The organism is Paraburkholderia diazotrophica (assembly GCF_900108945.1).
GTDB lineage: Bacteria > Pseudomonadota > Gammaproteobacteria > Burkholderiales > Burkholderiaceae > Paraburkholderia > Paraburkholderia diazotrophica.
In genome coordinates, this window is record NZ_FNYE01000009.1 from 153916 (window position 1) to 168657 (window position 14742).

Here is a 14742-nt window from a genome sequence, read left to right on the forward strand (position 1 = left end):
CCCGAATGGACGCGCATTTCCCAACATCCATCGGCGCGCTTGCGAACCGCCCGTCATCGACTGCACGGGGCACGCGCGGAATCCGAGTAAAGGGTAGGTTTCAGTATGAGCAAAAGCACATCGCAAAGCCCGGAAGGGAGCGGTTCCGGCACGGCCTCGCGCAGCACGCTGCCGTTTCCCGTCGTGGGGATAGGCGCATCCGCGGGCGGGGTGCAGGCGTTGATCCGGTTCTTCGAGCATGCGCCCGCGACGATGGATATGGCGTTCGTGATCATCCTGCATCTGTCGCCGGAGCACGCCAGTCACGCCGACGAAATCCTGCAGCGGGCGACGCGCATGCCCGTCACGCAGGTCACGAGCACGACGGCCATCGAGAAGAACCACGTCTATGTGATCGCGCCGGGCAAGCAGCTATGGCTGTCAGAGGGGTATCTGCGCGTCGGCGAGCGCGAAAAGCGAAGCCACGCGACGGTGACCATCGACGAGTTCTTCCGCACGCTCGCGGATGCGCACGACATGCGCGCCGTCGGCATCGTGCTGTCGGGTACGGGCTCGGACGGCGCGGCGGGACTGAGCCGCGTGAAGGAAAGCGGCGGCGTGACGATCGCACAGGAGCCGAACGACGCGGAATACCCCGAAATGCCGAATCACGCGATCACGACGGGCCAGGTCGACATCGTGTTGCCCGTCGCCGAGATGCCGCAGCGGCTGCTCGAATTGTGGAACAACGCGCAGAAAATCCGCTTGCCGTTGCCCGACAACGCCGAGCTTGCGGCCGAGCAGCCCGACGAGCAGCCGCGTGGCGGATCGGAGCGCGCGCTGCAAGATATCCTGATGCATTTGCGGGTGCGCACGGGCCACGATTTCCGGCACTACAAGCGCGCGACCGTGCTACGGCGCATCGAGCGGCGCATGCAGGTCAACGGCGTGCGCGAGCTCGAAGCGTATCGCACGTTCCTGCGCAACACGCCCGAGGAAACGACGGCACTGCTCGCGGACATGCTGATCGGCGTGACACAGTTTTTCCGCGATCGCGAAGCATTCGACGCGTTGCAGCGCGTAGTGATGCCGTCGCTGTTCCGCTCGGCTGCGAGCGAAGCCCAGGTGCGCGTGTGGGTAGCCGGCTGCTCGACGGGCGAGGAAGCCTATTCGATTGCGATCCTGCTCGCGCAGGCACGCGAAGCGGCGGGCTCGCCGGCCGCGATGCAGATGTTCGCCACCGACATCGACGATTCCGCGATCGTGCGCGCACGCACGGGCTCGTATCCGAGCACTATTGCGAGCGACGTGCCGCCCGAGCTCCTGCGGCGCTATTTCACGCAGGACGGCGCGCGCTATCTGATCGTGAAGACGGTGCGCGAACGCATTCTGTTTGCCGCGCATAGCCTGTTGCGCGATCCGCCGTTCTCGCATCTCGATCTGATTTCCTGCCGCAACGTGCTCATCTATCTGGATCGCGCGGTGCAGCGGCAGATTCTGGAGCTGTTTCACTTTGCGCTGCGCCCGGACGGCTATCTGTTTCTCGGCACGGCGGAGTCGGCCGATGCCGCCGACGATCTTTTCGCCATCGTCGACAAGAAGAACCGCATCTACCGCGCGAAGCCGGCCGTCAATCGCGTGAAGCCGGCCGTCGGCTTTCCGTCGCTCGCGGTGACGGCTTCGACGTCGCACGAAGAGGCGCCCGTGAACGGCGCATCGGCGCCGCCGCAGAGCACGCCCGAGCGCCGCAGCTTCTCGTTCTCGGCGCTGCATCAGCGGGTGCTCGAAGAGTATGCGCCGCCGAGCGTGATCGTCGATCGCGACTCGACCATCGTGCATCTGTCCGACAACGTCGGGCGGTTCCTGCGGCATGCGGGCGGCGAGCCGTCGACGAACATCATGGCCGTCGTCGTGCCCGAGCTTCGGCTCGACCTGCGCACGACGCTCTTTCGCGCGCTGCAAACGGGCGCGAGCGTCGAGGCGCGGCGCGTCAAGATGATGCGCGACGGCCGCCCGTCGTGGATCAACATGACCGTGCGGCCGTTCCACGATCCGGGCGTGAACGCGGACTTCTTCATCGTGCTGTTCGATGAAGTGCAGGAGCGGATGACGGACGAAGGCGAGTCGGAGAACGAAGGCCAGGACCCCGTGCTCGTGCAGCTCGAACAGGAACTGCAGCACAGCCGCGAGCAGCTGGCGAGCACCGTCGAGCAGTATGAAACATCCGTCGAGGAGCTGAAGGCGTCGAACGAAGAGCTTCAGGCGATCAACGAAGAGCTGCGTTCGGCGACGGAAGAACTGGAAAGCAGCAAGGAAGAATTGCAGTCGGTCAACGAAGAGCTGACGACCGTCAACGCCGAGTTGCAGGCGCGCGTCGAAGACACCGCGAAGGCCAACGACGACTTGCAGAACATTATCGTCTCGACCGACATCGCGACCGTGTTCGTCGACAAGAAGATTCAGGTGAAACGCTTCACGCCGAGCGCAACGCGCATCTTCAAGCTGATCGACTCGGACATCGGACGGTCGCTGTTCGACATCACGCATTCGCTGCAGCATCCGACGCTCGCGGAAGACGTCAAGGAGGCGTTCGAGAGCCTGAAGCTGATCGAGCGCGAAGTGCAAAGCCACGACGGCAAGTGGTATCTGATGCGCCTGCTGCCATACCGCACGGCCGATGACCGGATCGACGGCGCGGTGCTGACGCTGATCGACATCACGAAGCGGCATGCGGCGGAAGAGCAGGCTCGCATCGGCGAACAGCGGCTGCGGCTCGTCGCGCAGTCGACCAACGACTACGCGATCATCGTTCAGGACCTGTCGGGACGCATCGTGAGCTGGAACGCGGGCGCCGAGCGGATCTTCGGCTACGGCGAGGCCGAAGTGCTGGGCAAGGACATCGAACTGATCTATCAGCCCGACGATCGCGCCGCAAACGCGCCCGCGCACGAGCGCGAAACAGCCGCGAAGGAGGGACGCGCGGACGACGAGCGTTGGCATCTGACGAAGGATCATCGCCGGGTCTATTGCAGCGGCGTCGTGACGCCGATCCGCGACGCGTCGTTCACCGGCTTTGCGAAAATCGCGCGCGACCTCACCGAACGCAAGCAGCGCGAGGACGCGCAAGAGGCCGCGCTCGCAAGGGAGCGCACCGAGCGCCAGAAAGAGTCGCTGTCGAATCAGCTCAAGGACGATTTCATCGCCGTGCTGTCGCATGAGCTGAAACATCCGCTGAACCTGATCGGCGTGAAGGCGGAAATGCTGCCGCGCCTGCCCGAGACGCGCGGCATCGAAGCCGTGCGCGAAACAGCGGACGCGATTCGCCGGGCGATGCGCAGCCAGGCGCAGATCATCGACGATCTGCTCGATTTCTCGCGCGTGAACACGGGCAAGCTAACGCTCGATCTCGGGCCCGTCGATCTGGCCGCCACGGTGAACGGCATCGTGCAGTCGTGCGAGGCGGATGCGGCTGAACGCGGCGTCGTCATGTCCGCGACGGGCGTCGAGCAGCCCGCGATGGTGCTCGCCGATCCCGTCCGGTGCGAGCAGATCATCTGGAACCTCGTTTCCAACGCGCTGAAATTTTCGCGCGCCGGCGGCCGGATCGATCTGCGTCTGACGCGCGAACAAGGCATGATGCGCGTCGACGTGGCCGATACGGGCGAAGGCATCGAACCGTCGGAGCTGTCCTCCGTCTTCGACATGTTCCGCCAGGGCGCGCGCAGCCGCATGCGCGGAGGCCTCGGCATTGGCCTGGCGCTCGTCAGGCAGCTCGTCGACATGCATGGCGGACGCGTCGCCGCGCACTCGGATGGTCCCGGGCGCGGCACGACGATGAGCGTCTGGCTTCCGGCGATGGACGAGACGCATGCGCGACCGCGCGACGACTCGTCGGCGCAATACGCGATTGCGGGCGCGCGCGTGTTGATCGTCGAGGACGATGCGGACTTCGTGTCGTCGTTGACGGCGTTGCTGGAACTGGAGAAGGCATCGGTGACGGCCGTGCCGGGCGAAGCGCAGGCATGGGACGCACTCGCCGACCGACCCGTCGACGTACTGATCGTGGACGTGCGCGCGTCGGCGGGCGACGCGTACGCGCTGGTCCGGAAGATCAAGGCCGACCCGCAACGCGCGCGCATCGGGACGGTGGCGATCGTCGGACTCAACCGCGAAGCGGACAGGCAGGCGGCCATCGACGCGGGCTTCGACGCGCTGGTCGGCAAGCCCATCGACTTCGAGGAACTGCTGCAAAAACTGCACGCGTTGCTGAGGTCCACAGCGCCGGCAACAGGTTCGTGATGATGCGATAGCGGCGGGCGCGGGCGGCGCGTCTACGCGAAAGCAGTGGCGCCCCGCCCGTCGTTCCTTCGTCGGCGACCGGTCCGGCTCGCCCTCTGTCCGTCGCGGCCCGCGCGACGACGCGACGCGTGAGCCTCGCGACTATCGTCGCGCGTCCGCACGGTTCGCCAGCAACGGCTGCACGTTCCCGGCGTCGCGGCGGTACGGCTGATACTGCGCGAACGTTTTCTGCATCTGCTGCGAGCAGCGATTGGCGTGCGCCTTGACGCCGTCGTTGCATGCGATTCTTCGCACAGGTTCGATTTATGCTGCCTCGTACCGAGGAGGGTCTATGAATCAGCGAGATATTGTGGTCATTGGCGGATCGCGTGGCGCGTTTGCAGTGCTCAGGACGCTGGTTTCCAGGTTGCCCAAGGATTTGCCGGCCGCCGTGTGCATCGTCTTGCATATCGGCCGGCACGAAAGCGTGTTGCCCGAGTTGCTGTCGAAGTGGGGGCCGATGCCCGCACGCCATCCCGTCGAGGGCGAGCCGATCGTCAACGGCACCGTCTATGTCGCGCCGCCCGGCCGTCATATGGTGCTGTCGAACGGATGTCTGGAGCTCAACGAAGGCGCGGCCGAAAACTTCGCGCGGCCGGCAGCCGATCCGCTGTTCCGCTCGGCTGCCGTGCACTATGGCCGACGCGTGGTCGGCGTCGTGCTCAGCGGCGATCTCGACGACGGCGCGGCGGGGCTCGCGGCCGTCCGCGCGCACGGCGGCTTTTGCATCGTTCAGGACCCAGCCGATTGCGAAGCGCCGTCGATGCCGCGCTCGGCGATGAATTCGGCGGGCGCGGACAGCGTCACGACCGTCGACGATCTCGCGCGCAACATCACGGCCGCGATCGGGGGCGCGGCGCTTCGTCAGCAGGAGGAACCAGCGATGAGCAGCGAGCAGCAGCTTGATCTCGAGGCGCGCCTCGCGCAACAGGGCATCGTGACGCCCGAGGAACTCGATCGCATCGGGGTGCGTTCGTCGTTGACGTGCCCGGACTGCGGCGGCGTGTTATGGCGGGTCGGCGACGATCGGCCTCTGCGCTACCGCTGCCATACGGGACACGCATTCAACGTACTTTCGCTCGCCGACGGGTACTCGAAGGAATCGGAGAACGCGATACGGGCCGCGATACGCGCGGTGCACGAGCGCGTAATCTTTGCAAGAGAGCGGCAAAGGTCGGCCGAGCGCACGGGCGATGCCGCGCAGATCGGTGTCGAACAGGCGCGGATCGAAGAGGGCGAAAGGCTCATCCGCATGCTGCGCAATGCGGTGAGCGAGGAGCTGTCGCACGATCTGTAGGTTGCTGCGCTCATAACCGCCGTCACGCCCCATACATTCAGTCGACTCGACGTGCGACCGCGCAGACGCGCGTGAACCGCCGCTGGAGCGACCACCCTGTTGCAGTGAATCCGGCAAAGGCGGATCGATGCCTCGCTCGTCTTTGCGCGAGCGCTGATCCCTCGTGTTCCTCAACTGTGCGATGCATGACCGACGCGACGCGACGCGACGCGATGCGACGCGATGCGACGCGATGGGTACGCGCGATGCTCGACGACGAATGCGGCCGGCGATGCCCGGCCGCATCTCAATGCGGAGGGAACCATGACGACAGCAGCAGACATCATGACGCTCGATCCCATCACGATCGCTGCCGGCGACACGATACGCCAGGCCGCGATGATGATGGCCGACCTCAAGGTCGGTTCATTGCCCGTATGCCGTGACGGCAAGCTCGTCGGCACGGTGACGGACCGCGACATCGCTGTGCGTGCTGTCGCATCCGGTGTCGAGCCGACCACGCCCGTCGAAAAGATTGCGAGCGAGCCAGCGCAATGGTGCCTCGAATCAGACGACATCAAGCAGGTCGAGCGGAAGATGGCACAGGCCCACATTCGCAGACTCGCGGTGCTCGACGACGAGAAGCGGCTCGTGGGCATGATTGCGCTCGGCGATATCGCCGTGAGTGACGATGAAGATGTAGCGCGCACGCTCAAGGGCGTATCGTCGCCCGCGCGACCCGATCGATGAAGCGCGCTTCGATGCGTTCGCGCCGCGCCATGGCAGCGTGTGAGCGCGTCCGCCCGTCGCGCGATCCGACGGGAACGCCCGTTGCGCATACGTAGACGCAGGCATTGCACGTCAACTTTCGCATCGCACGGAGAACCAGGATGGAATCGAAGCCGAGCAAACAGAACACGGACAAGCTGCGCCAACCTGCGGGCGTCGCGCAGCCCGTACCCGAGCGAGACACGGAAAAGGACACCGGCAAGGATACGAGCAAGGACGCGAGGAACACGGATAAAGCGGCGGGCCGCACGCCCGGCGGCAACAATCTGAACGCGATTCCGGAGAAGGACGTCGACGAGGTCGTGCCCGTCAGTCCCGACGAAACGAAATTGCGCGATCCCGCGCTCACGCCCGACGACGAGGACGAGAAAAGACTCGACCCGTCGGGCAACAGGCGACGTCCGCTTTGAAGGCTGCCTTGACGACTGCTTTGACGACTTCACGCGATCACGCGATCACGCGAACACTCGAAGGCATAGCCGATGCTGCCCTTACCCCTCATCTCGCGCATGCATTGAAGGAGGACGAACGTGAACACTTTTCTAAAGTCGGTGACGGCGGCCGTGATCGGTGCGGCTGCGATGTACTACTTCGACAACCATTCAGGCAAGCGGCGGCGCGCGATGCTGCGCGACAAGATGGCATCGACGACGAGACGGATTTCGAAGCGGTCTCGCGCGCAGGCACGGCGGGCAGCGGGACATGCGTATGGGGTGCTGCATCGGGCGGCATCGAGCGCGCCGACTTCGGACCGCCAATTGACGGATCGCGTGCGCGCGCATCTCGGCCGGATCGTGGCAACGCCCGGTGCCATCCATGTGCGGGTGGAGCAGGGCGTCGCGTGGATTTCGGGCCACGTTCTTGCGGCCGATCGCGAGCGTGTGATTCGCGAGACGGCAGCGGTGCCTGGCGTCGAGCGCGTCGAGGAGCAGTTATGCGTGCACGAGCAGGCGGGCAACGTCCCGGAGCTGCAAGGCGCGACATTGCGCGGCTGATGTCCGGCGAAGGCGCGTGCCTTGCTCGTTCGTAACCTCATCGAAGTGACGAGGAGGGACCATGAATACCGACTCGACGCGCATCTCGGACACACAGGTGCGCATAGCCAACAAGCAGTACAGCTTCCGTTCTCGCGACGAGGCCGACCGGTTCGTGCAGTGCCTGGAGAACAAGGAAGCGAGTCATTGCATTGCCGAGTGTCCTCCCGATACGACGTCGGATGTATCTCCGAATCAACCGGGCGAAGGCATCACGATCGGGCCTCCACCAGGAGTACTCGACAGCGAAGAGTGACGGCGTCGTGGTACGCGGCGCGCGCCGAGTGGCCGCATCATTGATGCTGGCCGTTTGAAGTCGAAGGCACAGCGGAAGCAGCAGACGCGCGCGCGCCTGGTTTCGAACCGCTTCGTTCCTGCTTGCGCCGGGCGTCTTCTTCTTTGCTCAGCTGCCCGGCCGGTGTGCCCTTTTGTCCGGCGGCTCCCGCGCCGCCTTCGGTGCCTGCCGATCGCCCCGTCTGAGCCAGATCGACAGGCGCGGCGGCGACAGGTGCAGCGGCTATCGAAGATGAAGATGCGACGCCGATCCAGGCAATCGCCGCGACACGTGTTGCGTATGTACGTTTCATTGCGGTTCTCCGACTCCCGGCAGTTGGAGAACGTCCGCATGCTGCATTCCTGAATCCATTCCCGCACCGCACGAGAGGGGAACGTTGCTCGTCAATCAGCGAAGCGCATTCCGTTCTTAAGGGCCATTCGACAATTCAGCGTTTGCGCGGTGGCTTCGCATTCAAAAACGGATTGAAGCCTTTGGGCGCTGGAGAATCAGCGGGCGCCTCGGCGGCACGACCGCTTGCGGGCCGAGCGCGCTGTTTCGATCGCTTCGGCGGACTCCGTCTGGCTGCGCCGAGCTGTTGCTCCAACGTGTCGTCGTGTTCTGGCGCCTCGCCTTCTTCGTCCTCGTTCGTATGCGCGGATAATGCGCCGGCATCGGATGCTGATTCACCACTCGTGCCGGCCGATCCGATATGCGCGATGACCTGCGCAAAATCGCGCGCGGCATTGCGCGGCGCGCGTCCTGGCATCATCGTCATCGCGACGATCTCGTGCAACGTATGATCATCGGCCGAGCGAAGCTGGGGCTCGGCGTTCCAGTTCGCCTTCGCGCCGATGAATGCGGTCAACACGCGCTCGAGCACAGCCGGCGACAGCACGCCGCCGTCGTATAGCGCGACCACCGCCCGTTCGGCGGCGCGATACAGCGAGATCTCATCGCGCGTGGGCATGATCCGCAATTCCTTCGCTCATCGCTGAGGTGGTGTCATGCCCACGCGCCCGACAGGGAAGCGGCCGCGCTTGCATCACCCGCGTCTCACGTAGTGGTCCGACACGATGTTGCGTCGTTGAATCCATGCGATCGCGAGTTCCATCGCCTGATCGCGAGCCTCCTGCGATTCGGCGAAATTACCGTCGACGCCGAGCGTCCGCGTCTCTCCGTCGCGGTCCGTGACGATGGCTGCGGCCGCATAGCGACCGCCTTCCGCGGCCGTAACGACCGGCCGGATCACGCAACCACGGTACTCAGTAACGTCTTCCGTTTGCATGTTGCCTCCCGGTAGCCAAAGAAACGCTGTCGTGACGCATTGCGCGAACTTCGAATCAGACAGCGCATCGGGTCGGGCGCAAATCCCGCGCCTGACCCAATGCGCTGCGCCGCGTTCATCGGAAAGCGAGCCGCCCGTTCGCCGTGAATCAGCCGTTGCGAATCGACGGCCACGACAGCACGCTTCAAATCAGAGGGTTAACCCGCTCGCGACAACAATCCTTTCCTCGCAACCGTCTTAATCTTAAGCGGTTACATACCTAGACTGTCGTCACTGATTACGAACAAGGCTGTTCGTAAAAGACCGAAGCAAAGTCTGGAGGTAGTCATGAAGTCCCTGATTCAAGCCGTTGTCGTTGCCGCTGCACTTGCCGCTCCCGTCGCCGCGTTCGCGCAGTCGAACCAGCCCGTCACGCGTGCACAGGTGCGTGCCGAGCTGATCCAGCTCGAAAAGGCCGGCTACAACCCGTCACGTGGCGAAGATCCGCATTACCCCGCCGACATCCAGGCTGCCGAAGCCAAAGTGGCAGCGCAGAATGCCGCGACGGGCGTCGGCGGCGTGACGAGCGGCTCGGCGGCTGCAGACCGCCCGGCTGTGTCGCAGGCCGACTGGAACGCGATGTACAACCGTCCCTGACATGGGCTTGCGCAAGCGTCCGAAAGGACAGCGATCGCATCCTGTCGTCGCTGAATCATCGCTGCCTTGAACGCGCGGCCCGTCCGCGCGGCATCGTTTAGAAAAGGGCTCGCTATAGCGTAACGACACGCGTGAGAACACGCGTGAAAGCACGGTGAGAACGCATGCGACAACGCGCGTGAGAACACGATAGCGGGCCTGACATGTCGAATACCTCCGCCGTCGGGCTCCTTCGATGGCTTCGCACAGACCTTCGTGGTCTGTGCGCTTTTTGAAGCACACACTTTTTGAAGCACACATCTAGCGGTTTTATTCGCCGCGATGTGTAGCGATCCCAGTCGATCAGCCAGCACGCACAGGTGTAGCCACGCGTCATCGAACTGTCCTCACTCGATCTGTCGAGCACGAACTCCAACGTCCACCGCAATTCCCGCGACGTTGCTTTCTGTTTGTCGGCCTTTCGTTTGCACCCGAAAGATCTCATCTCCCGAACATGGCAGAACCGCCATTTTCGCGTCATCGGTTTGTTGGGGCTTACGCACTAGCATGAACACCAGGTTGCCGCGGACGCGCAGAGAAAAGTGACGCCGCTGCCGGACGTCACCATCGCGCGTTCATAACGGATACCCAGGCCTGTATGTGGATCGTCAATCTCGCATTGAAGCGGCCGTACACGTTCATCGTGATGGCCATCCTGATCGTGCTGGCGACGCCCTTCGTGTTGTTCACGACGCCAGTCGACGTGCTGCCCGAAATCAACATCCCCGTCGTCAGCATCATCTGGAACTACACCGGCCTGTCCGCCGAGGACATGGCCAATCGCATTACGTCCGTCAACGAGCGCAGCCTGACGACGACGGTCAACGACATCGAGCACATCGAGTCGCAATCGCTCGCGGGCATCGCGATCATCAAGTTGTTCCTGCAGCCGAACGCGAACATCCAGACGGCGATCGCGCAAACGGTCGCCGTCGAGCAGGCGCAGCTGAAGCAGATGCCGCCGGGCGCGACGCCGCCGCTCGTGATCAGCTATTCGGCTTCGAGCATTCCCGTGATTCAACTGGGCCTGTCGAGCACGCGGCTCTCCGAGCAGGACCTCAACGACACGGCGCTCAACTTCCTGCGTCCGCAGCTCGTCACGATTCCGGGCGCTGCCGTGCCGTATCCGTATGGCGGCAAGACGCGCCTGATCTCCGTCGATCTCGACACGCGCGCGATGCTCGCGAAAGGGCTGACGCCTCTCGATGTCGTCAACGCGGTCAACGCGCAGAACCTGATCCTGCCGACGGGCACCGCGAAGATCGGGCCAAAGGAATACACGATCAACATGAACGGTTCGCCGACGACGGTCGCGGGCCTGAACGAAATTCCCGTGCGCACGGTGAACGGCGCGACGACTTATCTGCGCGAAGTCGCGCATGTGCGCGACGGCTTTTCTCCGCAGACAAACGTCGTGCGCGAAAACGGCCGGCGTGGCGTGCTCATTTCGATCCTGAAGACGGGCAGCGCATCGACGCTTTCGATCGTCAACGCGTTGCATGCGCTTCTGCCGAATGCGACAGCGGCGCTGCCGCCCGATCTCAAGGTCACGCCGCTGTTCGATCAGTCGGTGTTCGTGAAGGCCGCGATTCGCGGCGTGGTGCGCGAAGCCGTGATCGCCGCCGCGCTGACGGCCGCGATGATTCTGCTTTTTCTCGGCAACTGGCGCAGCACCTGCATCATCGCCATTTCGATTCCACTTTCGATCCTCACTTCGCTGATCGCGCTGCATGCGCTCGGGCAGACGATCAACATCATGACGCTGGGCGGTCTCGCGCTCGCGGTCGGCATCCTGGTCGACGACGCGACGGTCACGATCGAGAACATCGAGCGCCATCTGCATATGGGCACGAATCTGCATGATGCGATTCTCGACGGCGCGGGCGAGATCGCGATTCCCGCGCTCGTGTCGACGCTGTGCATCTGCATCGTGTTCGTGCCGATGTTCTTCCTGACGGGCGTCGCGCGCTATCTGTTCGTGCCGCTCGCGGAAGCCGTCGTGTTCGCGATGCTCGCATCGTATGTGCTGTCGAGAACGCTGGTGCCGACGCTCGCAATGCTGCTGATGGGCCACGCGCACAAGCGCGACCCGCATGCCAGGCCGAATCTGTTCATGCGCCTGTACCGCCGCTTCGACTCCAGGTTCGAGACGATGCGTGCGGCGTACATCATGGTCCTGAGCAGTCTGCTTGTGCGACGCCGGTTGTTCGGCTCGATGTTCCTCGCGTTCTGCGTGCTCTCGCTGGGCCTCGCGCTCGTGCTCGGCGAGGACTTCTTTCCGCGCGTCGACGCGGGCCAGATACGTTTGCACATGCGCGCGCCGACGGGCACGCGGATCGAAGAAACGGCGCGGCTGGCGGACGAGGTCGAGAAGGTGGTGCGCGAGGTCATTCCCGCGAACGAACTGGGCACCGTGCTCGACAATCTGGGCCTGCCGTATAGCGGCATCAATCTTTCGTACAGCAATGCGGGCACCATCGGCACGCTCGACGGCGAAATCCTGCTCGCGCTGAACGAGGACCACAAGCCGAGCCTCGGCTATATCGACCGTTTGCGCGCGTTGTTGCCGCAACGTTTTCCCGGCACCGAGTTCTTCTTTCAGCCCGCCGATATCGTCACGCAGATTCTCAACTTCGGTTTGCCCGCCGCGATCGACGTGCAGATCGTCGGGTCGAATCAGGAAGGCAATCTCGAGACTGCGCGAAAGCTGTTGAAGCAGATTCGCACGATTCCGGGCGCCGTCGATGCGCACATCCAGCAAAAGCTCGACGAGCCCGTCATCAGTCTGCAGATGGACCGCACGCGCATGCAGCAGCTCAATCTCAACGCGAACAACGTCGCGCAGAACGTGCTGGTCTCGCTGTCGGGCAGCACGCAGACGTCGCCGGGATTCTGGTTCAATCCGCGCAACGGCGTCGAATACAACGTTGCCGTGCAGACGCCGCAATATCAGATCTCGTCCGTCGATCAACTGCTGCGCACGCCTGTATCGGCGACATCGACCGCGCCGACGCAACTGCTCGGCAATCTCGTGCAGGTCTCGCCGCAGACCCAGTTCGCGATGGTCACGCATTACAACATCCGTCCCGTGATCGACGTGTATGTGAGCGTGGAAGGGCGCGATCTCGGCGGCGTCGACGCGCAGGTCCAGAAGCTCGTCGATCAGGCGCGCGCGTCGCTGCCGCGCGGCAGCGGCATCACGATACGCGGTCAGGTCCAGACGATGCGCACGTCGTATTTCGGGCTCGGCATCGGCGTCGCGATGGCGATCGTGCTCGTCTATCTGCTGATCGTCGTGAACTTCCAGTCGTGGATCGATCCCCTCATCATCGTCAGCGCGTTGCCGGCGGCGCTGGCGGGCATCGTGTGGATGCTGTTCCTCACGGGCACGCATCTGAGCGTGCCCGCGTTGACGGGCGCGATCATGACGATGGGTGTCGCGACGGCGAACAGCATTCTGATGGTCGCGTTCGCGCGCCAGCGTCTGACGGCGGGCGCGCCGCCGTTGACGGCCGCACTCGAAGCGGGCGCGAGCCGGATCAGACCCGTGCTGATGACGGCATTCGCGATGATCATCGGCATGATTCCGATGGCGCTCGGACTCGGCGAAGGCGCGGAACAGAACGCGCCGCTTGGGCGCGCGGTGATCGGCGGGCTGCTGTTCGCAACGGTGTCGACGCTTTTCTTCGTGCCGCTGCTGTTCGCGGGCATCCATAGCCGGCTCGCGCATCGCAACGCACGGCGCGAGCACGACAATCAATCAGAGGACCGCGACGCTCATGAACGAGATCAGCGACACGACCGAAACGGAAACGGACACAGCTCGACGACGGACGGCCGAGATGACTGAGAAGACGCATTCTTCGCTAGCGATTCCCGCGCGCGAAACGGAAGACGGCCACGCGCTGCCGCCACGCCATCTCGAATGGCGGCGCGCGAAAATCGCCGTCCTGGTCGTGCTGATTCTGCTCGCCATCGGCGCGTTGCGCACGGTCGTGGCGAACATCATGCAAAACCGCTCGGTCGTGCAGATGACGCAGCAAAACGCGAAGCAGTATGTCGATGTCGTCACGCCGAAGGACAACGACGGCAGCAACGTGACGGTGTTGCCGGGCACGCTGCGCGGCTATGTCGAGTCGCCGATCTATGCGCGGGCGACGGGTTATCTGCTGCACTGGTACGCCGACATCGGCGCGCGCGTGAAGGAAGGGCAACTGCTCGCCGAACTCGATACGCCCGAGATCGATCAGGAGCTCGCGCAGGCCGTCGCGCAGCGCGATCAGATCCAGTCGAGCCTCGGGCTCGCGAAGAGTTCGTTCGAGCGCTGGCAGCAATTGCGTCAGCGCGATGCCGTCTCGCAACAGGAACTCGACGAGAGGCAAAGCACGTATCTGCAGGACGTCGCGAATCTCGCCGCCGCCGAGGCCAACGTGAAGCGCTTGCGTCAGCTCGAAGGCTTCAAGCGGATCGTCGCGCCGTTCGCGGGCGTGGTTACGCAGCGCAACGTCGATGTCGGCGATCTGATCGACGCGGGCAGCGGCACGAGCCGCGCGCTCTTCGCGCTCGCGCAGTCCGATCCGTTGCGCGTGTATGTGCAATTGCCGCAGGCCTACGCGCAGAACATCAAGGTCGGCGAGGACGTCGTCGTGACTCAGGCCGAGTTGCCGGGGCAGCAGTTCAATGGCCGCATCACGAACATCTCCGGTGCGATCGACGTGACCACGCGTTCGCTGCAAATCGAAGTGACGTTGCGCAATCCGGATGGCAAGCTGCGGCCGGGCGCCTATGTGCAGGTGGCGCTGCCGTCGGGCGCGCGCGCGCAACTGACGGTGCCGGGCAATGCGCTGCTGTTTCGCGCGGAAGGTCCGCGGCTCGCCGTTGTGGACAGCAATGGCGTCGTGCATCTGCGCAAGGTCGTGATCGCGCAGGACCTTGGGCAAACGCTCGAAATCGAAAGCGGCATCGAGCCGAACGACCGCGTGATCATCAACCCCAGCGATTCGATCAACGACGGCGACCATGTCGAAGTGATGCGTTCGCAGACGCCGTCGCAGTCCACGGGTAAGGCGGCATCGTGAACACGCTCGTA

General features: G+C 64.1%; 11 protein-coding genes. 9 read left to right on the forward strand and 2 right to left on the reverse strand.

Annotated features, from left to right (window positions below; translation table 11 throughout):
- The first annotated feature begins 105 nt into the window (after positions 1–105).
- The 6 genes from BMW76_RS14345 (at position 106) to BMW76_RS14370 (ending at position 7672) form a co-directional block, all read left to right on the forward strand.
- A complete protein-coding gene (locus BMW76_RS14345) occupies positions 106–4278 on the forward strand; it encodes a CheR family methyltransferase (RefSeq protein WP_090865955.1) in 4173 nt (1390 codons plus the stop codon).
- Between the two features lie 331 nt (positions 4279–4609).
- Positions 4610–5614 (forward strand): chemotaxis protein CheB, encoded by a 1005-nt coding sequence (locus BMW76_RS14350; RefSeq protein WP_090865957.1) that lies wholly within the window; start codon positions 4610–4612, stop codon positions 5612–5614.
- A 303-nt stretch (positions 5615–5917) separates the two neighbouring features.
- A complete protein-coding gene (locus BMW76_RS14355; protein ID WP_090866126.1) occupies positions 5918–6343 on the forward strand; it encodes a CBS domain-containing protein in 426 nt (141 codons plus the stop codon).
- Positions 6344–6483: 140 nt separating this feature from the next.
- A complete protein-coding gene (locus BMW76_RS14360; protein ID WP_090865959.1) occupies positions 6484–6792 on the forward strand; it encodes a hypothetical protein in 309 nt (102 codons plus the stop codon).
- Between the two features lie 120 nt (positions 6793–6912).
- On the forward strand, positions 6913–7377 hold the full coding sequence (locus BMW76_RS14365; RefSeq protein ID WP_090865961.1) for a BON domain-containing protein: 465 nt from the start codon (positions 6913–6915) through the stop codon (positions 7375–7377).
- A 61-nt stretch (positions 7378–7438) separates the two neighbouring features.
- Positions 7439–7672 (forward strand): hypothetical protein, encoded by a 234-nt coding sequence (locus BMW76_RS14370; protein WP_090865963.1) that lies wholly within the window; start codon positions 7439–7441, stop codon positions 7670–7672.
- Positions 7673–8138: 466 nt separating this feature from the next.
- On the opposite strand, the gene BMW76_RS14380 is transcribed toward BMW76_RS14370, so the two are convergent.
- Both BMW76_RS14380 and BMW76_RS14385 read right to left on the reverse strand, forming a co-directional pair.
- Positions 8139–8660 (reverse strand): hypothetical protein, encoded by a 522-nt coding sequence (locus tag BMW76_RS14380; protein WP_090865966.1) that lies wholly within the window; start codon positions 8658–8660, stop codon positions 8139–8141.
- 75 nt (positions 8661–8735) lie between these two features.
- A complete protein-coding gene (locus tag BMW76_RS14385) occupies positions 8736–8978 on the reverse strand; it encodes a ribonuclease H family protein (protein WP_090865968.1) in 243 nt (80 codons plus the stop codon).
- A 327-nt stretch (positions 8979–9305) separates the two neighbouring features.
- Here BMW76_RS14385 and BMW76_RS14390 point away from each other — a divergent pair, with 327 nt between their 5' ends.
- The 3 genes from BMW76_RS14390 to BMW76_RS14400 all read left to right on the forward strand — a co-directional run bounded on the left by BMW76_RS14390 (position 9306) and on the right by BMW76_RS14400 (position 14731).
- On the forward strand, positions 9306–9614 hold the full coding sequence (locus BMW76_RS14390; protein ID WP_090865970.1) for a DUF4148 domain-containing protein: 309 nt from the start codon (positions 9306–9308) through the stop codon (positions 9612–9614).
- Between the two features lie 637 nt (positions 9615–10251).
- Complete coding sequence (locus tag BMW76_RS14395; protein WP_090865972.1) at positions 10252–13503, forward strand: efflux RND transporter permease subunit; 3252 nt, start codon at positions 10252–10254, stop codon at positions 13501–13503.
- A complete protein-coding gene (locus BMW76_RS14400) occupies positions 13496–14731 on the forward strand; it encodes an efflux RND transporter periplasmic adaptor subunit (RefSeq protein ID WP_090865973.1) in 1236 nt (411 codons plus the stop codon). Before BMW76_RS14395 ends, BMW76_RS14400 begins: the two co-directional genes overlap by 8 nt.
- Positions 14732–14742: the final 11 nt, after the last annotated feature.